This is a genomic window from Amycolatopsis sp. WAC 04197, assembly GCF_003947475.1.
GTDB classification, from domain to species: domain Bacteria; phylum Actinomycetota; class Actinomycetes; order Mycobacteriales; family Pseudonocardiaceae; genus Amycolatopsis; species Amycolatopsis japonica.
Genome location: NZ_QHJK01000011.1, coordinates 312748 through 338075, shown reverse-complemented (window position 1 = coordinate 338075; position 25328 = coordinate 312748). Strand labels below are relative to the sequence as shown.

The window sequence follows — 25328 nt, the reverse complement described above, 5'->3', positions numbered from 1 at the left end:
TCGGGGAATTCCCCTTGTCGGGCAGGGGGTCCTAGCCTCGGATCACCTCCGACGAAGGGTAAGAAATTGCGTCTGCGCGCCCTGCTGGCCGCTGCTGTCCTGACCATCACCACCGCTCCGGCCGCGCTCGCCGCGCCGGACGTCGCCCACGGCACCGATGTCCCACCGGGGCGGTTCGGGTTCGTCGCGAAGATCGCGATGACGAAGATCCCACGTCCCGACGGTTCGACCTACGGCAGCTACTGCACGGGCGCGCTGATCGCGCCGAGCTGGGTCGTCACCACGGGACACTGCTTCCACGACGCGCACCGCAAGCGGGTCGCGGGCAAGATGCCGTATCCGACGATGGTGACGTTGGGCCTGGTCGACGAGGCGGTCGAATCGGGTGTGGCCCGCAAGGCGACCGAAGTGCTGCAGGCGAAGGAAAACGACGTCGCCCTCATCAAGCTGGACACGCCCGTGACGACGGTGTCCCCGCTGAAGGTGAGCCGGGTGCTCCCGAAGGTCGGCCAGCAGCTGACCTTGGCGGGCTGGGGGAGCCTGAACGCCACGAATCCCGCTCCGGCCACCCGGATGCAGCAAGGCACCGTGCAGGTGGCGACGGTGGCGCCGACGACGATCGGCGTCCGCGGCGCCGCGCCGTCGATCACGACCAGTGCCTGCACGTACGACTCGGGGGCGCCGTACTTCGTCGCCGAGGGCGCGGGTGGCGCGTTGGTGTCGCTCGAGGCCACCGGGCCGAACTGCCCGCACGCCGGGATCGAGACGACCTCCCGCGCGGACGTCATCGCGGACTGGATCGCCACCCATACGGGCTAACGGACCGTTTCGGCCGGTGGCGCATCGGGTAGTGGCGTGATCAGGAGGTATGTGCGATGACGAATCCTCGAACGACCGCGCCTCCGGCGCCGCCGGACCCGATGCCGCCGGAGCCAGGTATGCCCGAACCGGTGCCCGATCCGGGCAGGCCGGAACCGGTCCCGGACCCCGGGGCACCCGAACGGGTTCCCGCTCCGGGACCGGACCGCCCGCTGCCGGAACCCGAGAGCCCGCCGGAATCCCAGCCGGGACCGGCGGGTCTCAGAGGGTGAACGCGAGCCAGAGCGCGAGCCACGCGCAGGCCGCGATCGCGACGACGACCGCGAAGACCCGCAGGCCGGCGGTGGCGATCCGGAGCGACGCCGTGCCGGTGTGGTGCCGGTGATTCCCCATGATTCCGCCCTCCTTCCAAGATCACCATCCGCTCCCGGCGCCTTCACCGCAGCGGGGATGATCGACCCGGGTGACCCCATCCGGGTGAGGGCTACCCGCATTCAGAGGACGAAATGCGGGGGTTTTCAGAGCCAGTTGTTGTGCGTGGCGAAGACCCCGAGCTGGAACCGGCTGGAGACGCCGGCGCGGTCCATCAGGGTTTCGAGGTAGCGGAACAGGGTGCGTCTGCTGACGCCGAGTTCGGCGGCGATCTCGTCGTCCTTGCGCCCGGCGGCGAGCAGGATCAGCAGCTCCCGCTCGACCGGCCGGATCGGTTGCCCGGACGTCCGGCCACGCCGGTCGATCGGGAGCGCGGCCGCCCAGGACGTCTCGAAAAGCCCCTCCAGTGCGGAGAAAAGGCTGCAGGGACGCACGATGACGATGGACTGGTTGCGATCGGCCTCGCGGATGGTCAGCGCGATGGTGGCCGCACGGTCGTCGAACAGCGTCAGCTTCACCGGGAGTTCGGGCAGCAGCCGGGCCCGCTCACCGGCGCGCAGGCACGGCAGGATGTTCGCGGCCAGATAGCCGGGATCGCCGAACGACGCTCCACTGTAGACACAGCGGTAGCCGATCCCGCGCCGCAGTTGCTCCTCCTCCAGGAGATTCCGTCGGCCGCCGGTGAAGTAGGGCGGGGAATCGAGACGGCGCACCTGATGCCGCACCGTGGTCGCGAGATGCTGCAGCCGGGGGATGATGGCGTCGCCGGTGACCACTTCGAGTAGGTCCTGCGCGTTCGGCATCCCCGCGTGCGCCCGCCTGAAGGCGCGGTACGCGGTCTGGACCGCGAGCCGCGCGTCGTGCAGTTCGGCCTGTCGTCGGGTGGTCAGCGCGGTGAGCGCTTCGCTGGGGTTCGCCGGGACGTACTCGTCTCCGTCCACTCCGGACGAAACCGCGAGACCGGCGTCGGCCAGTTCCTTCAGTGCCAGCTCGACGTTCTCCGCGTCGTCCTCCCGCCAGGCCAGTTCCGCGGCGGTGACGGGCGCGTTTTCGAGCATCCGCCGGTAGATCCGGGCGGCGGTCTCGCCGAGACCCAGCCTGCCCAGCTGTGGGCCGAGCCCGTCCGGAGTCGTCGATACCACTTTCCACCTGCCTCTCAGTGGTCCGGGAGCGGTGGCGCCACCGCTCCCGGACCCGTTCGGACCTAGACCCCCGAGGTGTTCCGGATCCAGGTGCGGTTCGCCGAGATGCTGGTGTGCGTCGAGCTGTCCACCTTGTTGCCCGCGATGTGCACGCCGACCTGCTTGCCGCCGACGAAGACCGGGCCGCCCGAGTCGCCGCCGTTGGTCAGGCCGTTGCCCCGGCGGGCCTTGATCAGTCCACTCCCGACACTGGTCACCGTCATCCGGGCGACCTTGAGGTAACGCTGCAGATCGCCGTCTTCGTTGTAACCCCAGCCATAAACGTATTCGGTGTCGCCGACCGCGACGGAGGTGCCGAGGGACGCGTACGTCGTGGTCACGGAACGGTCCAGTTTCAACAGTGCGATGTCGGCGCCGCTGGACGGCGTGTAGATGTCGGCCACCACCGCGTACGTGCCGGCCTGGTGGTCGACGTCGCCCACCCGGACGGAGTATCCGGCGCCGGGTTCGTCGATGCAGTGCTGGGCGGTGAGCACCCAGCGGGCGCTGATGATCGAACCGGAGCACCACTGCTCGCCGTTCTGCTCGATCATGGCCGCCCATGGGCCGGACTGGGCGTATTCGCCGTCGATGATGGGGGCCGCGACGGCGGCGGGTGCGACCGTCGTGAGCCCGGCCGCGCACAGCAGTGCGGTGAGGAGACCTCGGATGCGCATGGGTGCCTTCCAATGCAGGGGAATTCAGGGAAATCGACGGGTCACCCGTTTACGGCCACGGCGGATTCGCCAGGGATCGCCCGGCCGGATCCGATACCGGTTTTCCCATGCTAGGCAAGCGGATACGGCGGTTGATAGCGACTAAAGACGGGAGAAGGCCGCGGCGGGCGGCACGGGACCCGGGCTTCCGGCACTCGAGTGCCGATGGCACCGATGTGCCAGGGACTTCCGGCTGCGGCCAGTTTCAGGCCAGGTCCGTGAAGGCCTCCTTGAGGGACCCAGAGTCCCTCAAGGAGGCCTTCACGGACCGGCGAGATGTGGTCGACTAGCGACGTCGGCGGCGCTCGGACGGCCGCGGATCGAGCAGTTCCTCGGCGAGCAGGATGGCCCGGTCCGAAAGCGTGACGGACAGCCGCTCCACCGACTCGCCGATCCGGCCCGCTTCGCGGCGCACGCCCTCGCCCACGGGCTTGCTGTGCCGATCGGCGAGGCCCGCGAGCCTGCTCCCCGAGACCAGGACCAGATCGGCGAGGCGCTCGCCCAGTTCGGTCAGCCGGTTCGCCGTCCTGCCCGCGCGGCGCGCCACGAGATCTTCGGTCTCCCGTCGCAGCTCACGGACCGCGGACCTTGACTCTGTCGTCGTGCCGGTGAGTGCCGACCTCAAGGTTTTCGTCACGTCCATCAGGGTTCGACCTCCACACGGCTCGCCTGCGTTGAGTGTACAACTGTGCACCGTTTCTGCGGAATACGCGACCACGTCTTCCCGTATTCCCTCGTATTCGGAGAACAAGTGTGTCGCTAGACGGCCCAATGCCGACCGACGAACGCATGTCGCAAAATTTCGGAAACAAGTCTACTTCTTGCATTTTGTCTCCGAGTTGTTGCATGCTCGTACGGCTCTGGCTCCCTCCCCGCCGTCTCAAAGAAGAGAAGACGCCATGACACGTATGCGCCTGTCCCGGATCGTCGCCGGTCTCCTGGTCACGGGGCTTTCCGTCGCCGGACTCTCCTTCGCCTCCGCCGCGAGCGGGCCGCCACCGGATCCCGCCGCCCCACCCGGTCCGGCGGCGCTCGCCGAAGTGCCGTTGACCCGCACGGTGTCGGCGAGCAGCGCGTTGCCCGGTTATCCCGTCGCGAACGCCGTGGACGGAGAGCAGGACAGCTACTGGGAATCAGCCAACAACGCGTTCCCGCAATGGATCCAGGCCGACCTCGGAACGGCCAAATCCCTGTCGCGGATCGTGCTGAAACTGCCGTCCGGCTGGGAATCCCGCACCCAGACGCTGGCCGTGCGTGGAAGTACCGACGGCTCGGCGTTCACCGACCTCGCCGCGCCGACCGGCTACGCGTTCGCGTCCGGGACCAACACCGTCACGATTCCGATGACCGCGTCGGCCCGCTACGTGCGGCTGCAGGTCACCGCGAACACGCGCTGGCCCGCGGCGCAGCTTTCGGAATTCGAGCTGTACGGACCGGACACCGGCGACACCCAGGCGCCGAGCGCGCCCGCGAATCTCGCGCTGACCGAGCCCGCCGCCGGTCAGATCCGGCTGACCTGGGCGGCTTCGGCGGACAACGTCGGGGTCACCGGGTACACCGTCTACCGCGACGGCACGCCGGTCACGACGATCACCGGCACCACGTTCACCGAATCCCGGCCCGCCGGGACCCGGGTCGAGTACTTCGTGCGCGCCAAGGACGCGGCGGGCAACGAGTCCGGTGACAGCAACCACGTCGTGCGCTCCGGGACGAGCGCGGGCGCGAACCTGGCGGCGGGTAAACCGATCGAGGCCACATCGGCGGTCCACTCGTTCGTCCCGGCCAACGCGAACGACAACAACACGGCCACGTACTGGGAGTCCGCCGCGGGCTATCCGAACTCGCTGACGGTGAAACTCGGCGTCGACGCGGACGTCGACTCGGTCGTGGTGAAGCTCAACCCGGACGCGATCTGGGGCGCGCGGACGCAGAACTTCGAGATCCTCGGCCGCGCGCAGGGCGCCACCGCGTTCACTTCCCTTTCAGCGCGGGCCGATCACCGCTTCGACCCGGCCACCAATCAGAACTCGGTGGTCGTACCGGTCAGCGGACGCGCTTCGGACGTGCGCCTGCAGTTCTTCGCCAACTCCGGCGCTCCCGGCGGCCAGGTCGCGGAATTCCAGGTGATCGGCACGCCCGCGCCGAATCCGGACCTCGTCGTCACCGGCACGTCGTGGACGCCGGCGAATCCGACGGAGACCAGCCACCTCGCCGTCTCGGCGACGGTGAAGAACACCGGCACCGCGAGCGCGGCCGCCACGACCGTGAACGTCAGCCTCGGTGGCACCGTCGTCGGCGAAGCGGCGGTCGGGGCGCTCGCCGCCGGCGCGTCCACGACGGTGACCGTCGACGCGGGAACGCGTCCACAAGGGACGTACACCGTGGCCGCGACCGCGGATCCGGCGGGAACGGTGGCCGAGCAGAACGAAACCAACAACACCTACACGTCGCCGACCGCGCTGGTCGTCGCGCAGGCGCCGGGGCCGGATCTCGAGGTCACCGGCATCACGTCGAACCCGCCCAACCCGGCGGCGGGTTCGGCCGTGTCCTTCACCGTCGCCGTGCACAACCGCGGCACGAGCCGCGCGGACGCTTCGGTGACGCGGCTGGCCGTCGGCGGCACCACGCTGACCGGCGCCACCGGTGCGATCGAGGCTGGAGCCACCGCGAACGTCGCGATCGCGGGCACCTGGACCGCCGCCGACGGTGGCGCGACCCTGACCGCGACGGCCGACGCGACCGGCACGGTCACGGAGACCAACGAGTCCAACAACAACCTCTCGCGGGCGATCGTCGTGGGCCGCGGCGCGGCCGTCCCGTACGTCGAGTACGAGGCGGAAGCCGCACAGTACCAAGGACAACTGCTGGAAGCCGACCCGTTGCGCACCTTCGGCCACACGAACTTCGCGACCGAGTCCTCCGGCCGCAAGTCCGTTCGGCTGGCGAATCAGGGGCAGTACGTGGAGTTCACGTCGGCGAACGAGGCGAACTCGATCGTCGTGCGCAATTCCATCCCGGACGCCCCCGGCGGTGGCGGACAGGAAGCGACCATCAGCCTGTACGTCAACGGGACGTTCGCGCAGAAGCTGACGCTGTCGTCGAAGCACAGCTGGCTTTACGGCAGCACCGACGACCCCGAAGGCCTGACCAACACGCCGCAGGCCGACGCGCGGCGCCTGTTCGACGAGTCGCACGCGCTGCTGTCCCGTTCGTACCCGCCGGGCACGAAGTTCAAGCTGCAGCGGGACAGCGGTGACAACGCGGCGTTCTACATCGTCGATCTCATCGATCTGGAGCAGGTCGCCCCGGCCTCGGAGAAGCCCGCGAACTGCACGTCGATCACGGAGTACGGCGCCGTGCCGAACGACGGGAACGACGATTCGGCGGCGATCCAGCGCGCGGTGACCGACGACCAGAACGGCGTGATCGCCTGCGTCTGGATCCCGGCGGGGCAGTGGCGGCAGGAAAAGAAGATCCTGACCGACGACCCGAACGTGCCCAACGGCGGCGGCCAGTACAACCAGGTCGGCATCTCCAACGTGACGATCCGGGGCGCCGGGATGTGGCATTCGCAGCTGTACTCGCTGATCGAGCCGCAGAACGCGGGCGGCATCAACCATCCGCATGAGGGCAACTTCGGGTTCGACATCGACAAGAACACGCAGATCTCCGACATCGCCATCTTCGGTTCCGGCCGGATCCGGGGTGGTGACGGTGGCGCGGAAGGCGGCGTCGGTCTCAACGGCCGGTTCGGCACCGGCACGAAGATCACGAACGTCTGGATCGAGCACGCCAACGTCGGCGCGTGGGTCGGCCGGGACTACAGCAACGTCCCGGCGCTCTGGGGGCCGGGCGACGGCCTCGAGTTCAGCGGTATGCGGATCCGGAACACCTACGCCGACGGCATCAACTTCACCAACGGCACGCGGAATTCGAAGGTGTTCGACTCGTCGTTCCGCACCACCGGTGACGACTCGCTCGCGGTGTGGGCGAACCAGTACGTGAAGGACCCTTCGCAGGACATCGCGCACGACAACGTGTTCGCCAACAACACGATCCAGCTTCCGTGGCGTGCCAACGGGATCGCGGTCTACGGCGGCTACGGCAACAGGATCGAGAACAACATCGTCCACGATACGATGAACTACCCGGGCATCATGCTGGCGACGGACCACGATCCGCTGCCGTTCTCCGGCGAGACGCTCATCGCGAACAACGCCCTGTACCGCTGTGGCGGCGTGTTCTGGGGTGAGCAGCAGGAGTTCGGCGCGATCACGTTCTTCGCGCAGGGCAAGGACATTCCCGGGGTCGTGCTGCGGGACACGGAGATCCACGACTCGACCTACGACGGTGTCCAGTTCAAGACGGGCGGCGGCGTCGTGACCGCGGCCCTCACCAACGTCAGGATCGACAAGTCCAACAACGGCGCGGGCATCCTCGCGATGAGCGGCGCCCGTGGCAGCGCGACCTTGACGAACGTGACGATCAGCGGTTCCGCGAACGGTGATGTCGTCCGTGAGCCGGGGTCGCAGTTCGTGATCAACGGCGCTCCGGTGCCGGCGGTGGTCTCGTCGGGCCGCCGCGGCACCCGGTAGGCGGAATCCGTGCCGGGGGCCGGAGTGGGCGACCACTCCGGCCCCTTGTCACGTCCCGGGGCTCAGCCCCGTCACGGCCAGCCGGAACAGCCGGTCCGCCCGGGCGGCCGGATCCGGGTGGTGCTCGGTGGCCAGGACGATGCCGACGATCAGCGTGATCAGATCCGCGACGGTGACGTCCGGCGGCACCGCGCCGTCCCGCGCGGCCCGCCGCAGGAGCGGTTCCCCGGCGTCCTCGATGGCGGCGGAACAGGAGTTCTCCTGCGCGGGCCCGTCGTAGGAGAGCGCGGCCGCCAGCCCACGGGCGGAGACGCAGTAGACGACGACCTCGTCGAGCCAGGTCAGGAGCGCTTTCCGGCTGTCTTCCTCGTCGGTCAAGGCGGCGGCGCGGGCGCACAACGCGGCGATCCGGCTCGCGGAGACCGCCTCCAGCAGCGCCCGGCGGGTGGGGAAGTGGCGGCGCACGGTCGCCGAGCCGACGTTGGCGGTGCGGGCGATCTGCTCCAGCGAGGCGCCGGAGCCGTGGGCCGCGACCTCTTCCTCGGCCACCGCGAGGATGCGCGCGTAGTTCCGCCGCGCGTCGGCGCGCTGACCGTCGGACATGCCTTCACCTCGGTGTTTGCGTAAGTGGCGGGGCCCGCCATATTGTAGCGGACGATAAGTGGCGGGCCCCGCCACTTAGTCGAGCGAAGGAGCCACCATGTCCGAAGCACCCGTTCTGGTCACTGGCGCCACCGGCAGGCAGGGCGGTGCGACCGCACGCGCCCTGCTCGCGGCCGGCGTTCCCGTCCGCGCCCTCGTCCGCGATCCGGCCAAGGCGAAAGCCGTCGAAGCGCTCGGCGCCGAACTCGTCGTCGGCGATCTCCACGACATCGAGTCCGTGATCCGCGCGGCCAAGGGGGCCCGCGCCGTCTTCTCGGTGCAGATGCCCGGAATGAACGAAGACGGATTCGACTTCGCGGGGGAGGTGACGCAGGGCGTCAACCTCATCGAGGGTGCGAAGGCGGCGGGCGTGCCGCAGTTCGTGCACACCTCCGTCTCGGGAGCCGGACAGCACGTCGAGGCGGACGGATGGGCCGAAGGGCGCTGGGCATCGATGCAGCCGACGCTGGGCGCCAAGGCGGCGATCCAGGTTCACCTCCGCGAGGCTGGCTTTCCGCGGTGGACACTGCTCAAGCCGGGTTTCTTCATGGAGAACTTCCTGCCCGACATGAAGTTCCTGTTCCCGCGCGGGGTGGACGGCGGCCTGGTGAGCGTCATCAAGCCCTCGACGTCCCTTTCGCTGGCCGCCGTCGACGACATCGGCGCCGCCGCCGCGGCGGCCATCGCCGAACCGGACCGGTTCACCGGCGTCGAACTCGAGCTCGCGAGCGACTTCCTGACCATGACGGAGATCGCCGAAGTCCTGTCCGGTGCGCTGGGGGCGAAGCTGGCGGCTCCGGATATGACCGTCGAGCAGGCGGTCGCCGCCGGGATGCCGCCGATGGGCGCTTCGCACGAGTGGCTGAACGTGATCGGTCAGCCGGGACGCCCGGAATTCGCGCGGGACCTCGGCATCCCGCTCACCGGCTTCGACGACTGGGCGCGGAAATACCTTGCGTGAGGTGTGATCGTCGAGGCATGCGCATCGAACCCCTGCTGGACCATCTCGACCGTGAGGATCCCGGCGGCGTCCTCGGGTTGTACCTCTACGGTTCCGCCGCGGCGGGCGGGCTCAAACCGGACAGCGACGTCGATCTGCTGCTGGTCACCCACCGGTCGCTCGATGAAGAGGAACGCGCCGCTCTGGTTTCGCTGCTGCTGCGGCTTTCCGGCTGGCGTGGCCACGCCGACCGCTTTCCTGACGCGGCGGACCGGCGTCCGATCGAACTGACCGGGATCGTGGCCGGGGGCGCACCGGCTCGCCGGGATTTCCAGTACGGGGAGTGGCTTCGGGAAGAGTTCGTCGAGGGCCGTCTTCCCATGCCTGCCGAGGATCCCGATGTCGTGATCCTCGCGGCCACGGCCCATGCGGCGCACCGGGTTCTGCGCGGCGCCGCGCTCGCGGACGTCGTCGATCCGGTGCCGCCGGATCAGCTCCGCGAGGCGGCACTCGGCGTCATTCCCGACCTTCTGGCCGAGATCGAAGGCGATGAACGCAACGTCCTGCTCACGCTCGCGCGCATCGTCGTGACCGTCGAAACGGGACGGATCGTCTCGAAGGACGCCGCGGCGGCGATGGTCGACGGCGGTGTGCTGCTGGAACGAGCGCGGGCGGGATACCTCGGCACGGCTCCCGATGACTGGACCGGGCTTTCGGTCGAGGTGTCCTCGCTCGCGCGCGCTCTCGCGGACCGCGCGAGTGGCGTTTGACAAAGCGGAACACTGCTCCGTATGTTTGTGGAACAGTGTTCCGCTTAACTCGCGAAGGAAGTCCACATGAGCACGCCAGTGATCTCGATCGCCCCGGTGCAGCTGTCCACGCCGGACCGGGTCGTGGACCTGCGGCTACGGATCTCCGTGCCGGCGACCGGGCACGAACTGCCGATCATCCTGCTGTCGCACGGCCAGGGGCCTTCGAACCATCTCTCGTCGTTGCACGGCTACGCCCCGCTCGTCAATCACTGGGCGGCGCACGGATTCGCCGTCGTGCAGCCGACCCATCTGAGCTCACGGTCGCTGAACCTGCCGCCCGGCGATCCGGAAGCGCCGCTGTACCAACGGTCCAGGGCCGAGGACATGATCCGGATCCTCGACCGGCTCGACGAGATCGAGGACGCCGTCCCGCTGCTGCGGGGCAGGCTGGACCGGGGGAGGGTCGCGGTGGCCGGGCATTCGATGGGCGGGCACACCGCGAGCCTTCTGCTGGGCGCGCGATACACCGATCCCCGCAGCGGTGAGGAAGTACGCCTCGCCGAGCCGCGGATCTCGGCCGGTGTCCTGCTCGCCGCGCCCGGCCGCGGCGGCGACGCGGTCACCGGATTCGTGGCCGAGAACTATCCGTTCTTTCTCAGCATGGACTTCTCCGCGATGACGACCCCCGCGCTCGTCGTCGCCGGGGACAAGGACGACTCCGGTCATCTGACGGTCCGGGGCCCGGAATGGCACGCCGACCCGTACTTCCTTTCGCCGGGCCGGAAAGCGCTGCTGACCCTGTTCGGCGCCGAGCACGGGCTCGGCGGGGTGTCCGGCTACGACGTCGCCGAGACGACGGACGAGAACCCGGAGCGGGTGGCCGCGGTGGGGCACCTCACCTGGGCTTATCTCCGCTCCGAGCTTTACCCGGGCGACACCGCGTGGCAGGTGGCTTGCGAGGAACTGGCGGCGGCGCCGGATCCGCTGGGCCGGGTCGAGTCGAAGTAGTTCAGCGAACCGCCGGTTCGACGGTGAGGATTCCCGTCTCCGTGTCCAGGACGGCGGCCGTCCCCAGTGGCAGCGATAGGGGATCCGGGCCGTGTCCGACGTCGATTCCGCCGAGTACCGGCACGTTCAAGGAACCCAGACGGTCCTTGAAGACGTCGACGAGGGTCCAGCCGCGATCGGTGAAGCCCTCGAAACCGGGGAACCGGCCGAGCGCGATCCCGCGTACGCCGTCGAGCGCGCCTGATCGGATCAGTTGGGTCAGCTGGCGATCGATCTGACCGAGGCCCATCGTCCGCTCGGCCTCGAGGAACAGGATGGCGCCCGACAGTGAAGGCAGGCCGACGCCGACCGCGTGGGCGATGGTACCGAGATTGCCGCCGATGAGATCCCCGGCGGCCGTGCCGGGCACTTCGGCCGCGACGGTCATGGCCCGTGGATCGCGATGCAGGACGGCAGGTTCACCGTCCATCAGCAGCCTGCGGGTCGCGGTCGCGGAACGGGAGCCCGCCAGGAAACCGTGGATCCCTGCCAGTCCACAATGCCGCCGGAGTGCGAGGTGCAGGGCGGTGATGTCGCTGAAACCGATCACCGGCTTGGGATCGGCCAGCACCGCGGCGAAGTCCAGGTCGTCGGCGATGCGGTACGCGCCGGCTCCGCCACGGGTGGCGATCACCGCGCGGACGGCGGGATCACGGAACGCGTCGTCGAGGTCGGCGAGACGGTCTTCGTCCCGGCCGGCCAGGAATCCTCGCTGGTCGAGCGCGTGTTTTCCGATTTCGACCACCAGCCCCCAGCTTTCCAGGACCGCCTTGGTCTCGGCGACCAGTTCGCGGCTCGGAAAGCTCGCGGGGGAGACGAGGCGAACGTGGTCGCCGGGTCGTGGCTTCGGCGCGATCAGGGTGCTGGGCGGGGCCGTCACGCGATGATCGTGTCAGAGCACCGGGATCTCCGCCCACACCGTTTTGAATCCCGCGCCGGTGTCCACGCCCCATTCGGTGCTGATCGATTCGACCAGTGCCAGCCCCCGTCCATGCGGACTCGTCGGGTCGCTTTTGATCACCCGGTGCGGCCGCAGCCGAGGGCGGCGGTCGTCGACCTCGACGCGGACGACGTCCCGTCCCGAGGGGACGGAGACCCTGAGCTCGGCGACGCCGTCCGCGTGTTCGTGCGCGTTGGTGACCAGTTCCGTGGTCAGCAGTTCGGTGTCCGCGATAGTGGCGCGCCCGACCTCGCTCAGCCGCTCGCGCAGCCAGGCCCGGACCTCTCCCAGTGGCGGGGCGATGCCGGTGGGGAATTCGTACGTCTGTCGTGTTCTCGTGATACCCACGCGTTCTCCTTAGCGGGTTTCCCAGCTGGGCCAAGAGCATGGGCGCAGCCATGGAGTACCCAAGGAGTGCCGGGTTCACACGCGGGCGTTCCCGGCGATCGCGGTGACCCTGATCTCGACCCGCATCCTCGGCGCGCCGAGGGCCGCGACGCCGATCTCGGTCCAGATCGGCGCCCGGTCGCCCATGTGCTCGCGGAACTGCGCCACCATCACGCGGTTGTGGGTCTCGCCGATGAAGCCGGGGACCTCCGGGACGTGGTAGGAGTCGACTGAGATCACATCGCGCCAAGTGGCGCCCGCGGTGGCGAGGGTGCGGGCGACGTTCTCGAAGGCCTTGACGATCTCCTCTTCCAGTGACTCCGGGAAGGTCAAGTCATCGTCCCAGCCTCCCTGCCCCGAGATCTCGACGCGATCGCCGACGCGCACCGCCTGGCTGTAGCGCATTTCGGCCAGTTGCCGGTCGCCGTAGCCGGGCGTGGCGAAGAACTTCGGCTGGGTCATGGTGGATCCTCTCGTTGACTTCACGCTTGAAGTCAAGCTAGCACGATTCACTTCACGTGTGAAGTCACGCCGTTCTGGGTAAGGTTCCGCCATGGCCACCCTGGACCCGGACGAAGCGCTGTGGCTGACCCCTGCCGAAAAGGAGGCCTGGACCGGGCTGGTCTCCTTGGTCCTCCTGCTGCCGGGGCGGCTCGAGTCGCCGTTGCAGCACGACGCCGGGTTGACGCTGTTCGAGTATTTGACCCTCAGTCATATTTCGGAGGCCCCGGAGCGGCGGCTGCGGATGAGTGAACTGGCGTACCTCGCCAACGGCTCGCTCTCCCGTCTGTCCAATGTGGTCAAACGCTTCGAGCAACGCGGCTGGGTGGAGCGGACGCCGGATCCCGGCGACGGCCGGTACACGCTCGCCGTGCTCACCGACGACGGCTACGACGTGGTCGTCGCGGCCGCGCCCACGCACGTCCGTTCGGTACGGGAGCTCGTCCTCGATCCGTTGACCTCGGAGGACCAGCAGGCGCTGGCGCGGATCGCCGCCAAGCTGCGGACGCGGCCCGCGGATCTCGCCTAGCGAACCGAAGGTCGAACGTGTGTTGCTGGGCGGAGTGTCCAGGACCAGGGCACCTGCGACCGAACCGCCGCTCCCCGTAGCCGACCGGGGGCGAAGGCTCCTTTCGTCGCATCAGACTCGGTGAAGGGAGCCTTCGGCCCACATCACTCCGTTAGTGCCTACTGACGCAGGTTGGATCAGCCGGAGCCGCTCTCCGCGTAGGTAATTAAGGCGGTCGAATGTGCGCGCGAAGGTACGTTGTGCGCGCGTCGCGGACTCTGGTCCCCTGGCGGAGTTCATTCCGCACGAAGAGGGGGAACTCTCGTGGTCAAGAAGATATTGGCCGTCTTGTCGGTGTTTTCGACGGCGATCCTGGGGCTCGCGGGAACGGCGCAGGCCGGGATCGTGCAATGGTCCGACGGTTACGAATCGAACCCGTTCGGTGTATGGGAACGGGGAATCCAAGGCGGTGACGGGCATTCCTGGTTCGATATCGGTATGGGAGTGGCCCGGACCGGCAACAACAACGGCTGGCTCTTCGCGGACAACGGCTGGTCGGCGATGCGGACCGCGAAGTCGCTCAGCAGTTTCCCGTCGAATCGGTCGAATTGCGCCGCTGCGATCCATGCCGACCCGGTCGGTGGCGGAGCGAACATCGGCCTCGAGATCTGGGACCCCAACGGCTGGCGGAAAATCTCCCACACGGTGAAATGGATCGACGACTGGGCGGGCTATCAGCTCATCACACTGCCCAATCTGAATCTCAACGGCGTGGGTACCGTCTATCTGCAGCCGATCTACGGCAACAACGGCGGGCCGGCGAAGTACATCCGCTTGGACGACGCGATCATCCAGTGCGTCTACTGACGGACCCGATGTCTCGCGGCGGTATCGATCGGCCCGTTACGTTGCGACATTCGGTGACTGTTCGCCGCGTGAATACGGATTCCGCCCGGCCGAGGTGATCACGGAAAGCAGGAAACTTCGACATCTCTCACGCTGAAGAGTGAGAGATGTCGAAGGTCCTTCGGCTGGACGGTCCAATGCGGACCTGGTCCGAGTAGCCCGGATTCGCGGTAACAGCCCGTTGGGCGGCTTGACACAGGGCGCTCCGGGTGAAGCCCGGCTCTCACGCTAACGAAAATCGAAATATTCCGTCTTTCCGAGGAAGCCCACAGGAATTCCGGCTCCGGCCGGGTCTCGAAAGGGAAGTCCATGTCACGAAGACCACTGCTCGTCGTCTTGGCCGCGGTCACGGCGATGTTCGCGTCCACCGCGGTCGCCGCCGCGGCCCCGCCGGGAGTCGACCCGGCGACGGTCGATCTCACCCTCAACGCGGGGCAGAGCACGACCGTGACCAAGAACGTGACGACCTCGGCCGTACCGCCGAACCCCGACCTCGTCCTGCTCGCCGACACCACGGGCAGCATGGGCGGACCGATCGGCAACGTGCGGTCGAACGCCAGCGCCATCACCGGTGACGTGCTCGCCGCGCAGCCGACCGCGCAGTTCGGCGTCGCCGAGTACAAGGACTTCACCGATTCGGTGCCGTTCAAGGTCAACCAGGGCATCACGGGGGACACGACCGCCGTCCAGGCGGGGATCGACCAGTGGGTGGCCGCGGGCGGCGGGGACACGCCGGAGGCCAACCTGAACGCGCTTTACCAGCTGGCCACCGGCGCGGTCGCGTTCCGGCCGGACGGCACCCGCATCATCGCGTGGTTCGGCGACGCGCCGTCGCACGACCCGAGCGGCGGGCACACACTCGCCCAGACCATCGCGGCGTTGCAGGCGGCGAAGATCCGCGTGGTCGCGGTCAACGTCGGCGGCCTCGACGCCACGGGGCAGGCCTCCGCCATTACCTCGGCGACGGGCGGCGTCCTGCTGAACAACGTCCCGGCCGGGCAGGTCTCGCAGGCCATTTTGGACGGGATCAAATCCATCGAGGTCACGGTGACGCCGAAGGTGACCAGCTGCGACCCGCAGCTCACCGTCACCAACGATCCCGGCAGCATCAAGGTGACCAGCGGCGAGGTCGCCACGTTCACCGAGACGATCAAGGCCGCGGCCGGCGCCGCTCCCGGCACCTACCAGTGCGTCGTCGACTACCAGGTCGACGGTGTCTCCCGCGGGTACATCGAGACCACCACGGTGCGCGTGCTCGGCTTGAGCATCAACGACGTGACGGTCGACGAGGGCTCCGGGGGCGCGCAGGTCCCGGCGACGTTCACGGTGTCGCTGCTCGGCGGCCCCAGCCCGAATCCGGTGACGGTCCAGTACGCGACCGCCAACGGGACCGCCACCGCGCCCGCCGACTACGCGGCGGCGAGCGGGACGGTCACGTTCGCCCCCGGGCAGACGGCCAAACCGGTGACCGTCCTGGTCAACCCGGACACGGTCGACGAGCCGAACGAGACCTTCACGGTGAACCTCTCGGCCCCGTCGGGCGCCGGTCTCCTCGACGCGACCGGAGTCGGCACGATCGTCGACGACGACCGTGACGGCGTCTTCTCCTGCACGGGTACCGCGGCGAACGTCCTCGGTGTGACCGCGGCGCGCGCCAACCCGGCGAACCTGCCGTGTGCCGACGACAGCAGCACCGTCGCCGCCGCGACGCTCAACGCCGGTCTGATCAAGGTGGACACCAAGGTGCTGACCGCGTCGACCGATCTGACGCCGGACGACCAGTCGGCGGCTCCGGCCGCGGGCGATCGCGCGCTGGCGTCGGCCAAGATCGACAAGACGGTGATCAGCACGCTCGGGCTGACCATCGAGCTCGGCGTGATCCAGTCGCAGGCGACCGCGACCTGCCAGCCGTCGCCGGGCGGGCTCGCGCCGGTGCTGGCGGGCAGTTCGAACGTCGCCTCGCTGAAGATCAACGGCGAGTCGATCACGGTGGGCTCGGCGCCGCTGACCATTCCGCTGGTCATCGGTTCGCTGAAGCTCAACGGCCAGACCGTGGCGAACGGCGTCGTCAAGCAGCAGGCCGTCGCGCTGGACACCGCGCTCGCGAAGATCGTGCTCGCGGAGTCCCAGGCCGACGTGCACGGAACCCCGGCGCATCCGGCGGGCAACCCCTGCCGTCGCTGAGCCGCTGAACCCCGCCGGGACGGACGGATCCTCGTCCGTCCCGGCGGGACCGGTCACGGGAGGGCCTTGATCGCGGCCGCGGTGGCGTCGGCGAGGAGCTTGTTGTCGATCTTGGCGTCTTTCTCCGCCCGGTCGGTGAGCACCGAGATGACGATCGGCGCCCGGTTCGGCGGCCACACGACCCCGATGTCGTTGCGCGTGCCGTAAGCCGCCGTGCCGGTCTTGTCGGCGACCGCCCAGCCGGGCACGCCGGCGCGGATGTTCTGGTCGCTGGTGGTGTTGGCGCGCATCATGTCGACGAGGATCTTGCGCTTGTCCTCGGGGAGGGCGTCGCCGAGCGCGAAGGCGCGCAGGCTCACGGCGAGGGCCCGCGGTGTGCTGGTGTCCCGGAGGTCACCGGGGAAGGTGTCGTTGAGTTCGGGTTCGATCCGGTCGGCGTGGCTCGTGGTGTCGCCGATCCCGCGGAACACCGCGTTGAGTCCTTCGGGGCCGCCGAGTTCGCGGAAGAGCAGGTTCCCGCCGGTGTTGTCGCTGTAGCGAAGGGTCGCGTCCATGACGGCGCGCAGCGGCAGGCCCGTCGCCACGTGCTTCTCCGTGACCGGCGAATTGGTGACCAGGTCCTGCTGCCCGTAGGTCACGGTGCGGTCCAGTTCGGCGACCGGCGTCCGCTGCAGGACACCGCCGGCGCTGAACACCTTGTGCGTCGAGGCGTAGGCGAAGCGTTCGTCGGCGCGGAAGGCGACCTCGCGGCCGGTCGCGGTGTCCACCGCGTACACCCCGAGCCGGGCGCCGAAGGCTCGTTCGAGCTGTTCGAAGTCGGCGCGCTCGGACGCCGCGACCGGCGAAGCGGCGGCGGGAGGTGGCGCGGGGGCAGGTGCGGAACACGCGGCGAGTGATACGGCCGAGAGCGCCAGTAGTGCGGCCCAACGGCGAGAAGTGACTGACATGCTCGCAGTCTGTCCAGCTCTGATCATGCTGTCCAAGACACGAATGACGTCTTTCATGCGAAACACGCATAGTATGTGGTCGTGGACCTGATCGGGAGTTGCCGGGCGTTCGTGAGCGTGAGCGAGGCCGGGACGTTCACCGCCGGAGCCGCGCTCGCGCGTATCCCGCAGCCGGTGGTGAGCCGCCGGATCGCCGCGCTGGAACGGCATTTCGGCGAGCGGCTGTTCGACCGCTCCACCCGGCGCGCCGTGCTCACCCCGTTCGGACGGGACATGCTGCCGTCGGCGAAACGGCTGGTGGCCTTGGCCGACACCCTGGAGCACGACGCGCGGCGCGCCAGGCTGCGGCCGATGCGGCTGGCGATGCCGGAAACCTGCACCGTCCGCGAACTCGCCGAACTCGACGCGGCGGCGCGGGAGCTGGAGGTCTTCCTGGAGTTCCGGCAGGCGCCGCCGAGGGAACGGGCGGAACTCGTGCGCACGCAGGAGGTCCGCGCCGCGCTCACCGCCGTCCCCGGCGAGGAGGGCAGCTGGAAGGTGCCGCTCGGGCTGGCGGGTGGAGGCAGGCCGCGCGCGGACGTCCTCCATCTGGAAACGCTGCGGGTCGGCCGGTCGGGCGGTTCGCCTCGGCGGGTCTGGATCCAGCCGGAGGACGACGTCCCGCATCTGCGCGACCGTCTCTTCCGGATCCGTGACGCGGTGGGGCTGCGGCCCGCGCAGGTGTCCGTCGCCGATTCGCTCACCGCGGCCGCGGCGGCCGTGTTCGGTTCGGACGATCTGCTGCTGTGCTCGGCGGCGCAGGCCACCGAGCTCGGCCTGAACTGGCGGACCATCGGCGAGATCCGGCTCGTGCGCGGGTTCGAGATCACGACGGGGCCCGGCGAGGACGCGCAGCGGCTCCGGGCACGATTGGGGCCGGACATCGCCCGATGTCTCGGCGCGGAGGAGACGACGTGAACACGGAAACGCTGCTCCTGCGGCTGCGCGCCGAACTGGCCGACGGAGGCCTGCGCGGTTCGTTCCTCGTGCGTGATCTGCGGACCGGTTTCGAGGTGGGCATCGACCCCGACCTCGAGTTCCCGAGCGCCTCACTGGTGAAGATCCCGCTCGCCGCGGCGACCCTGGAGCGGATCCGGCGCGGCGAGCTGGACGGTTCGGCGGCGCTCGACGTCGAACCGGGGCGGGCCACCGCGCCGGGGCCGACCGGGCTGACGCGGTTCCGGCATCCGGCCAGGGTGGCGATCGACGACCTGCTCTACCTGACCATGGCCATCAGCGACGAGACCGCCGCGGACGCGCTGTTCGCGCTGACGCCGCCCGCCGAGGTCACCAGGATGACGCGAGACTGGGGGATCACCGGGATCACCGCGCGGCATCCGGCCGCGGATCTCAGCGACACCCCGGCCGAACGCTTCGACCCCGCCGACGTCCACCTCGCGCACGCGCTCGCGATCAACGCGGGTACGTCGGGGCAAGGGCATCCCGTCCCGCAGCTCGACGTCACGCGCGCGAGCTCCGGTTCGGCCCGCGCGTTCGTGAACCTGCTCGAAGCGCTGTGGAATCCGTCCAAAGTGGACGAACAGGTGGCGGCGCGGGTGCGCGAGCTCATGGGGCTCAACCTGTTGCGTCAACGGCTGAGCCCGGATTTCGTCTCCGACGCAACGAAATGGTCGTCGAAGACGGGCACCGTGCTGAACCTGCGGCACGAGGTCGGGGTGGTCGAGCACGCCGACGGCGGGATGTTCGCGATCGCCGCGCTGACCGAATCCCAGGTGCCCGCGGCGATCCAGCCGGAGGCCGAGGTGCTGATGGCCCGCGTGGCGCGGGAGCTGCGGGATCACCTGCGCGAGGGCTGACGTCACGTTCTCCGCCGCTGCCCGGTTCTTGAGGGAAAGGGACCGGCGAAGTGGAGGATCGGCATGAAGGTCGTCATCGTGTGCGTTTCGGTGTCGCACGGCAACACGGCGAGGGTCGCCGAAGTCATGGCGGAGGTACTCGGCGCCCGCGTCGTCGGCCCCGAGGAAATCGAGCCGGGTGATCTCGATTCCTGTGACCTGGTGGGATTCGGCTCGGGGATCTTCGGGATGGATTTCCATCCGCGCCTGCTTCGTTTCGTCGAGGCGTTGCCGGGGGAGCAGCGGCGGAAGGCGTTCGTGTTCACCACGAGCGGGCTGCCAGAACCGCCGTTCCGGCGCTACCTCCGCCGCCTCGCGCGGCTGCTCGGCCACAAGGGATTCGACGTGGTGGGAACGTTCTCGTGCCGCGGTTTCGACACGTGGTTCCCGTTCCGGCTCGTCGGTGGCATCGGCAAGAACCGGCCCGGTACGGCGGATCTCGACGCGGCGCGGCGATTCGCCGAAGGCCTCGCGGGCTGAGCCGAAACGTGAGCAGGCTCGGTCCGTGATCGCGTCCCGCAGCAGGTCCCGAGGCCTCCCGGCGGGCAGGCAAAAGCGAGTACCCGAGAACTGAGGAAAAGCTCATAATAGTGCCATGACCTGCAAAGATACCGAGGGCGCACGTTGATCCCGCGCCTCAAGGCCCCGGTCTCGCGCAAGATGATCACGCTGGAGGTCCGGGAGCGTGTCAGCCTCAGTCCGAACTTCGCGTCGGTCACGCTCGGCGGGCCGGAGCTGAAAGATCTCGTCGTCACGGGCGCGGACCAGACGGTACGGCTGTTCTTTCCCCGCGAGGGACAGCGCGGGCTGCGGATGCCCACCTTTTCGAACGAGACGTGGATGCCAGAGCTGATGCTGTTGCCCAAATCGGTGCGGCCCTGGGTGCGCACGCTCACCATCCGCCGGGCGAGGCCAGCCGACGACGAGGTCGACATCGAGTTCGCCCTCCACGGGAATTCGCCGATGAGCGAATGGGTCCGCCGCGTGCGACCGGGCGATCCGGCCGGGATCTTCGACATGGGCACCACCTACCGGCCACCGGACGACGTCGGCGCTCAGCTCATCGTCGCCGACGAGAGCGCGCTGCCCGCCGCGTTGGCGATCCTCGACGACGCCCCGGAATCCCTTACCGCGCAAGTGTTCCTGGAAGTCCCCACCGCCGAGGACATCCGGCGGTACGACACGGCCGACGGCGTCCGCGTCCACTGGCTCAGCAGGGACGACCCGGGACTCCGGCCGGGAACCCTGACCCTGGAGGCGGTTCAGCGGGCATCGTTGCCACAAGGGCGGTTCTACACCTGGGTCGCGGGCGAGTCCCGGCTGGCGACGTCGTTGCGCCGCCATCTGGTGTCCGAGCGAGGTGCGGCGAAGGCGGACATCTCGTTCGCCGGGTATTGGCGGCACGGCTGGAGCAGCCCGGGCTGACCGTTCGTGTCGAGATCCCGCCATGTCGGGTATCCGCCAGCTCTCGGCCGTGTGGGAAACCTGATCACCCGTCTTTACTTCACGTACGGACGTCGGGGGGCTCCTGTCGAAAGGGATCATGGTGATCAGTAGGACGAGAAAGACGCGGAGACGCACGGTGGTCGTGGTCGCCGGTGCGTTCCTGGCCTCGGGCCTGGTGCTGGCCCCCGCCGCGGGTGCGGCTCCCGCGGCCAAAGCGGCCGAGCCGGACACCGCCGCGCTCGCCGGCGCGCTGACCAAGCAGGCCGTGGCCTGGGGCGAGTGCTCGTTCCCGTCCGTCGCGCCGGCGACGGAAGCGGAACTGAAGAAGGTCAAGGGCCTGGCCTGTGCCACCGTCCAGGTGCCGCGGGACTGGCACAACCCGCAGGACGGCAACACGATCGGCGTCCGCGTCTCCAAGACCGCGACCGCCTACCCCGGCACCGGCAGGCAGGGCATCGCGCTGGTCAACCCCGGCGGACCCGGCGGCGAAGGCCTCCCGTGGGGCGCCGCGATGGCGATGCGCAGCCCCGTTCTGGCCGCGCAGTACGACTTCGTCGGGTTCGACCCGCGCGGCGTCGGCCAGAGCACTCCGCTGACCTGTAGCTACACCGTCCCGGACAGCACGGATCAGAACGTGATCAGCCGGGCGAAGGTCGAGGGCTGTCTGAAGAACCCGCTGACGAAGTTCATCACCACCGAGCAGACCGCGTACGACATGGATTTCATCCGGGTGCTGCTCGGGGAGAAGAAGACCAGCTACATCGGCTACTCGTACGGCACGTGGCTCGGCACCTGGTACGCCACCACGTTCCCGAGCAAGGCGCACCGCTTCCTGCTCGACTCCTCGACCGACGCGAGCCGCCCGACCCTGGAGAAGACCTGGGACCTGCAGCCGCGCAGCCGTGACCGCCAGTTCCAGGAGGCGCTGCTGCCCTACGTCGCGCGCAACGACGCCAAGTACAAGGCGGGCACCGATCCGCTGGAGATCCGCCGCAACTGGGAGAAGGCGGGCGGCACGCGGGAGTTCGCGGGCATGCTCTACGCCGCGTGGTTCATCATCCCGGCGATGTACGACACCACCCAGTACCCGTCGGCGGCCTCGATGGTGGCCGCGCTGGTGAAGGGACCGGCGCCCACCGGGACCGACGCGGAGAAGCTGGAGCAGGTCGTCGCGAAGGCCCTCGCCACCCCGGGCCTGACCGACGCGAACAAGGCGTTCCTGAACAAGGCCAAGGGCAACGCGCTCGAGGCCATCGCGAAGAAGGACTCGGTCGAGCGCAAGGCCTCCTACCAGGGCGGCGCCGAGGTCGAGACCTGGGACGCGGCGTTCGAGGCGATCCGCTGCCAGGACGGCCAGTGGAACCAGAATCTGCACTACTGGACTTACTGGCAGGCCGACCTGACCGTGAACGCGCCGTTCATCGCGCCGATCATGGCCCTGTCGGGCGCGCCGCTGTGCGCGTTCTGGCCGACCACCAACGCCAAGCCGGCGCCGGACGCCAAGACGTTCCCGAAGCTGCTGATCGCGCAGACCGAACTCGACGCGGCCACGCCGTACGAGGGCGCGCTCGCCACCGCGAACGGCCTGCCGGGCGCCAAGATGATCAGCGTCGACAACGAAGGCAGCCACGGGATCTTCCCGTACAACACCGACTGCGTCGACGACCCGATCGTCGCCTACTTCCAGACCGGTCTCACGCCGAAGAAGAAGTTCACCGGCTGCCAGGGCCTGCCCTTACCGGGTGAGGACAAGACGGTCGAGGTCGGTGGCAACCTCGGGCACGACGGGAAGATCAAGATCAAGATGATCACGCCCCAGGTGCGCAAGGCGAACGAGATCGTCCGTGAGCTGCTCGAAGGCACCGCCACGCCGGAAGCGGACGAGAAGGGCATGCCTGCCAACGCCTGATCACCGGCGGCGTCGAACACAGGCTCCCGCGGACCGATCCGGTTCGCGGGAGCCTCTTCGGCGTGATCCGTGACGGTTTCGTTATCGGCCCGGCCGCACGATCCGTCCGTTTTCCCCCTCAAGACCTGTGAACGGAATCAGCGTTCCCTGAGGCGTGACATCGATGTCACGCCGATCGATCCTGGGGTGGGGGAGGAGAAGCGTCATGCTCGCCGAGTCGCGAGGACTGTCGGTGGAGGCCGAGCAGCTGTACCGGGCCCTGCTGGAAGGGCGTCCGGGCCCGCCCGGTGCCGAACTGGCGGAGCTGGAGCGGTTCGGCCTGATCCGCGCCGGCGCGTCCGGCGTCGAGGTGTGCCCGCCGCGTGCGGCGTTGTCGGCGTTCGCGGCGCAGCACGAGGCCGCGGCCGTCCGCGCGCGGGAAGCGGCGGAGGTGCTCGGCGCCGCCTACTCCTTGCGGACCGGCCGCGACGCGGACTTCGTCGAGGTGCTGCGGAGCCGGGACGAGGTGATCGCCACCTTCGAGGCCATGCAGACGCAGGCGGGCGTGGACATCGTCGCGCTGGACCCGGGGTCGTACATGAGCCCGAAGGCCGAAGTGAGCACGGTGCAGCCGGGATCGATGGCGCGCGGCATCGCGTACCGCGTCGTCTACGACTCGTCCGTGCTGCGGACCGACGACGGATTCGCCCAGGTGCAGTCGAGTATCGCGCTCGGCGAGCAGGCCAGGGTGTTCCCCCGGCTGCCGCTGAAGCTGGTGATCGCCGACAGCAACCGGGCGCTGATCGCCGTCCCGAACTCCGACGCCGGTGACGTACTGGCCCTGCTGATCCATCCGTCGATGCTGCTGAGCGCGCTGATCGAGTTGTTCGAGTCGTTCTGGCGGATGGGGGTGCCGGTGCGGGCGGGTGGTCCGGACGACGCGGAAGCGACGCAGGAGCCGACCGTCGCCACGCGCCGCCTGCTCGCGTTGCTGAGCGGAGGCCTGACCGACGAGGCGATCGCGCGCGAGCTCGGGATCAGTGAACGCACGGTGTTGCGGCGGATCAGCCGTCTGCAACAACTGCTGGGCGCGCAGACCCGGTTCCAGCTGGGAGCTCAGGCTTCGCGGCAGGGGTGGTTATAGCGCGAGCGTGAACCCGAGTCCGAGGAATTGTCACGGGCGAGTGGGGTCCCGTTTCGTGAGTGGTAAGGACGGTTAGAACCGTCCTCTTCACTCACGAGGAGCCGAAATGCGAGCGACGCTCCTCATGATCGGGCTCGGTGCCTTCGTCACCACCCTCGACAACACGATCGTCGCGGCGGGCGCGCCTTCGCTCGCCCGGGAACTCGGGCTCGATCTGCCCACGCTGCAATGGGTGAGCATCGGCTACATGCTCCCGTTCGCCGGGTTGCTGCCGGTGGCGGGGACGCTGGTGGACCGTTGGGGTCAGGCGGCGACCCTGCGGGCGGGGCTGCTCGCGTTCGGCGCCGGCGCGGCCGTCGGCGGATTCGCCACGACCGCGTGGCTCGTCATCGCCGCGCGGATTCTGCAAGGCACGGCGGCGGCGTTCCTGGTCCCGGCCCTGCTCAGCCTGCTCCGCACCAACCTCGACGCCCGAAGTCGCGCTGTGGGAGCGACGGTCTGGACCGCTTGCCTCGCGGCCGCCCTCGCGCTCGGCCCGACGCTCGGCGGGATGCTGAGCGAATATCTGGGCTGGGGCTGGGTCTTCTTCGTCAACCTCCCGTTCGTGGCGGCGATGCTGCTACTGGTGCGCAAGGTCGCCCTCGCCGATCGTGATCCGGCGGCGGGGCGGCCCGCCGTACTGTCCATGCTGGTCGTGACCACCGCGATGGTCCTGACCACCGCCGCCGTGGTGGAACTGAGCGTCGTGCTCGGTGCGGCGGGGACGGCCTTCGCGATCTGGTTCGTGCTCAGGGAAAGACGCGCGCGCGTGCGGCTGGTGCCGAAGGCGCTGACCGGAACGCGGGTCTTCACCGGCGCGCTCACCGTGCAGTTGCTGTGGGGACTGGGGGTTTCGGGCGTCTTCTTCTTCACGCCGTTGCTGCATCAGGAATCCCTCGGCCTCGGGCCGATACTCGCCGGATTGCCGCTGGTCGTGGTGGCGGTCGCGGTCGTCGCCGCCACTCCGCTGGTGCCCTGGGCGGTACCGCGCTGGGGTCCACATCGGACGGTCGCTGCCGGGCTGACCACGGTGGCCGCCGGACTGCTGGCGCTCGCCGCGGTCAACCACCTGCCGGAAATACCGCCCAGGATTCCCGGGCTGGTGCTGATCGGCGCCGGATCGGCCCTGACCACCCCGCTGACCTCGTACGCGCTGGAAATCGTCGCCGAACGGCACGCGGGCACCGCCTCCGGACTGCTCACCGCGTCCCGTGAACTGTCGAGCGCGCTGGGCGTGGCGCTGATCGGGGCCGTGCTGTCGGTGGTCCGGGCGGCCCGGCTCGACGACGGTGCCGCGGCCGCGCTGGCCGACGGCTACACGGCGGGCCTGCTGACCGCGGCGGCACTGCAACTCGCCGGAGCGCTCCTCGCACTCCGGCTCCTGAACCCCAGAACTTCGTCCCGAAGTGACAAGCGGGGTGCCCCCTTTCTCACTTCCCGGTGAGCACGTCCGCACGCGTACCGGCGTTCCATCATCCT

25 protein-coding genes are annotated in these 25328 nt (G+C 69.1%); 16 read left to right on the top strand and 9 right to left on the bottom strand.

Annotation, left to right across the window (positions count from 1 at the left end):
• Window positions 1-66 precede the first annotated feature (66 nt).
• Window positions 67-819 carry a trypsin-like serine protease gene (locus DMC64_RS36070; protein WP_125737140.1) on the top strand — a complete coding sequence of 251 codons (753 nt, stop codon included), beginning with the start codon at window positions 67-69 and terminating at the stop codon, window positions 817-819.
• A gap of 56 nt (window positions 820-875) precedes the next feature.
• On the top strand, window positions 876-1091 hold the full coding sequence (locus DMC64_RS36065) for a hypothetical protein (protein WP_125737139.1): 216 nt from the start codon (window positions 876-878) through the stop codon (window positions 1089-1091).
• Here the strand turns inward: DMC64_RS36065 and DMC64_RS43570 are convergent.
• The 4 genes from DMC64_RS43570 to DMC64_RS36050 all read right to left on the bottom strand — a co-directional run bounded on the left by DMC64_RS43570 (window position 1081) and on the right by DMC64_RS36050 (window position 3731).
• Complete coding sequence (locus DMC64_RS43570; RefSeq protein WP_255355316.1) at window positions 1081-1212, bottom strand: hypothetical protein; 132 nt, start codon at window positions 1210-1212, stop codon at window positions 1081-1083. The genes DMC64_RS36065 and DMC64_RS43570 overlap by 11 nt on opposite strands.
• 125 nt (window positions 1213-1337) lie before the next feature.
• A complete protein-coding gene (locus DMC64_RS36060) occupies window positions 1338-2333 on the bottom strand; it encodes a helix-turn-helix domain-containing protein (RefSeq protein WP_125737138.1) in 996 nt (331 codons plus the stop codon).
• 62 nt (window positions 2334-2395) lie between these two features.
• A complete protein-coding gene (locus DMC64_RS36055) occupies window positions 2396-3049 on the bottom strand; it encodes a trypsin-like serine protease (RefSeq protein ID WP_125737137.1) in 654 nt (217 codons plus the stop codon).
• 325 nt (window positions 3050-3374) lie between these two features.
• Window positions 3375-3731: a hypothetical protein gene (locus DMC64_RS36050; RefSeq protein WP_038514842.1), complete on the bottom strand. Its 357-nt coding sequence runs from the start codon at window positions 3729-3731 to the stop codon at window positions 3375-3377.
• A gap of 256 nt (window positions 3732-3987) precedes the next feature.
• Here DMC64_RS36050 and DMC64_RS36045 point away from each other — a divergent pair, with 256 nt between their 5' ends.
• Window positions 3988-7683 carry a CARDB domain-containing protein gene (locus DMC64_RS36045; RefSeq protein WP_233629931.1) on the top strand — a complete coding sequence of 1232 codons (3696 nt, stop codon included), beginning with the start codon at window positions 3988-3990 and terminating at the stop codon, window positions 7681-7683.
• 48 nt (window positions 7684-7731) lie between these two features.
• Here DMC64_RS36045 and DMC64_RS36040 read toward each other — a convergent pair whose 3' ends face one another.
• Window positions 7732-8286: a TetR/AcrR family transcriptional regulator gene (locus tag DMC64_RS36040; RefSeq protein WP_125737136.1), complete on the bottom strand. Its 555-nt coding sequence runs from the start codon at window positions 8284-8286 to the stop codon at window positions 7732-7734.
• A gap of 97 nt (window positions 8287-8383) precedes the next feature.
• Here DMC64_RS36040 and DMC64_RS36035 point away from each other — a divergent pair, with 97 nt between their 5' ends.
• The 3 genes from DMC64_RS36035 to DMC64_RS36025 all read left to right on the top strand — a co-directional run bounded on the left by DMC64_RS36035 (window position 8384) and on the right by DMC64_RS36025 (window position 11025).
• Window positions 8384-9286 (top strand): NmrA family NAD(P)-binding protein, encoded by a 903-nt coding sequence (locus DMC64_RS36035; RefSeq protein WP_125737135.1) that lies wholly within the window; start codon window positions 8384-8386, stop codon window positions 9284-9286.
• 17 nt (window positions 9287-9303) lie between these two features.
• Window positions 9304-10035: an aminoglycoside adenylyltransferase domain-containing protein gene (locus DMC64_RS36030; protein ID WP_125737134.1), complete on the top strand. Its 732-nt coding sequence runs from the start codon at window positions 9304-9306 to the stop codon at window positions 10033-10035.
• Window positions 10036-10101: 66 nt separating this feature from the next.
• The gene (locus DMC64_RS36025) at window positions 10102-11025 is read left to right on the top strand and encodes a chlorophyllase (protein WP_125737133.1); all 924 of its coding nucleotides are present in this window, start codon (window positions 10102-10104) and stop codon (window positions 11023-11025) included.
• Window position 11026: 1 nt separating this feature from the next.
• Here DMC64_RS36025 and DMC64_RS36020 read toward each other — a convergent pair whose 3' ends face one another.
• The 3 genes from DMC64_RS36020 to DMC64_RS36010 all read right to left on the bottom strand — a co-directional run bounded on the left by DMC64_RS36020 (window position 11027) and on the right by DMC64_RS36010 (window position 12853).
• The gene (locus tag DMC64_RS36020) at window positions 11027-11944 is read right to left on the bottom strand and encodes an LD-carboxypeptidase (RefSeq protein WP_233629930.1); all 918 of its coding nucleotides are present in this window, start codon (window positions 11942-11944) and stop codon (window positions 11027-11029) included.
• A 12-nt stretch (window positions 11945-11956) separates the two neighbouring features.
• Complete coding sequence (locus DMC64_RS36015) at window positions 11957-12352, bottom strand: ATP-binding protein (RefSeq protein ID WP_125737132.1); 396 nt, start codon at window positions 12350-12352, stop codon at window positions 11957-11959.
• Window positions 12353-12427: 75 nt separating this feature from the next.
• A complete protein-coding gene (locus DMC64_RS36010) occupies window positions 12428-12853 on the bottom strand; it encodes a Rid family hydrolase (protein ID WP_125737131.1) in 426 nt (141 codons plus the stop codon).
• A 91-nt stretch (window positions 12854-12944) separates the two neighbouring features.
• Here DMC64_RS36010 and DMC64_RS36005 point away from each other — a divergent pair, with 91 nt between their 5' ends.
• The 3 genes from DMC64_RS36005 to DMC64_RS35995 all read left to right on the top strand — a co-directional run bounded on the left by DMC64_RS36005 (window position 12945) and on the right by DMC64_RS35995 (window position 16490).
• A complete protein-coding gene (locus tag DMC64_RS36005; protein WP_125737130.1) occupies window positions 12945-13421 on the top strand; it encodes a MarR family winged helix-turn-helix transcriptional regulator in 477 nt (158 codons plus the stop codon).
• 327 nt (window positions 13422-13748) lie between these two features.
• Window positions 13749-14267: a hypothetical protein gene (locus DMC64_RS36000; RefSeq protein ID WP_125737129.1), complete on the top strand. Its 519-nt coding sequence runs from the start codon at window positions 13749-13751 to the stop codon at window positions 14265-14267.
• 348 nt (window positions 14268-14615) lie between these two features.
• On the top strand, window positions 14616-16490 hold the full coding sequence (locus tag DMC64_RS35995) for a Calx-beta domain-containing protein (protein WP_125737128.1): 1875 nt from the start codon (window positions 14616-14618) through the stop codon (window positions 16488-16490).
• 53 nt (window positions 16491-16543) lie between these two features.
• On the opposite strand, the gene bla is transcribed toward DMC64_RS35995, so the two are convergent.
• Window positions 16544-17437: a class A beta-lactamase gene (gene bla, locus DMC64_RS35990; RefSeq protein ID WP_125737127.1), complete on the bottom strand. Its 894-nt coding sequence runs from the start codon at window positions 17435-17437 to the stop codon at window positions 16544-16546.
• A 75-nt stretch (window positions 17438-17512) separates the two neighbouring features.
• Between bla and DMC64_RS35985 the strand changes: the two genes are divergently transcribed.
• The 7 genes from DMC64_RS35985 to DMC64_RS35955 all read left to right on the top strand — a co-directional run bounded on the left by DMC64_RS35985 (window position 17513) and on the right by DMC64_RS35955 (window position 25293).
• A complete protein-coding gene (locus DMC64_RS35985; RefSeq protein ID WP_125737126.1) occupies window positions 17513-18394 on the top strand; it encodes a LysR family transcriptional regulator in 882 nt (293 codons plus the stop codon).
• Window positions 18391-19293 carry a serine hydrolase gene (locus tag DMC64_RS35980; protein ID WP_125737125.1) on the top strand — a complete coding sequence of 301 codons (903 nt, stop codon included), beginning with the start codon at window positions 18391-18393 and terminating at the stop codon, window positions 19291-19293. The genes DMC64_RS35985 and DMC64_RS35980 overlap by 4 nt, the downstream gene beginning before the upstream one ends.
• A 63-nt stretch (window positions 19294-19356) precedes the next feature.
• The gene (locus DMC64_RS35975) at window positions 19357-19812 is read left to right on the top strand and encodes a flavodoxin family protein (RefSeq protein WP_125737124.1); all 456 of its coding nucleotides are present in this window, start codon (window positions 19357-19359) and stop codon (window positions 19810-19812) included.
• 144 nt (window positions 19813-19956) lie between these two features.
• A complete protein-coding gene (locus DMC64_RS35970) occupies window positions 19957-20757 on the top strand; it encodes a siderophore-interacting protein (RefSeq protein ID WP_125737123.1) in 801 nt (266 codons plus the stop codon).
• 157 nt (window positions 20758-20914) lie between these two features.
• On the top strand, window positions 20915-22687 hold the full coding sequence (locus DMC64_RS35965; protein ID WP_125737122.1) for an alpha/beta hydrolase: 1773 nt from the start codon (window positions 20915-20917) through the stop codon (window positions 22685-22687).
• 205 nt (window positions 22688-22892) lie between these two features.
• On the top strand, window positions 22893-23810 hold the full coding sequence (locus DMC64_RS35960; RefSeq protein ID WP_037336653.1) for a helix-turn-helix transcriptional regulator: 918 nt from the start codon (window positions 22893-22895) through the stop codon (window positions 23808-23810).
• Between the two features lie 106 nt (window positions 23811-23916).
• Window positions 23917-25293 (top strand): MFS transporter, encoded by a 1377-nt coding sequence (locus tag DMC64_RS35955; protein ID WP_125737121.1) that lies wholly within the window; start codon window positions 23917-23919, stop codon window positions 25291-25293.
• Window positions 25294-25328: the final 35 nt, after the last annotated feature.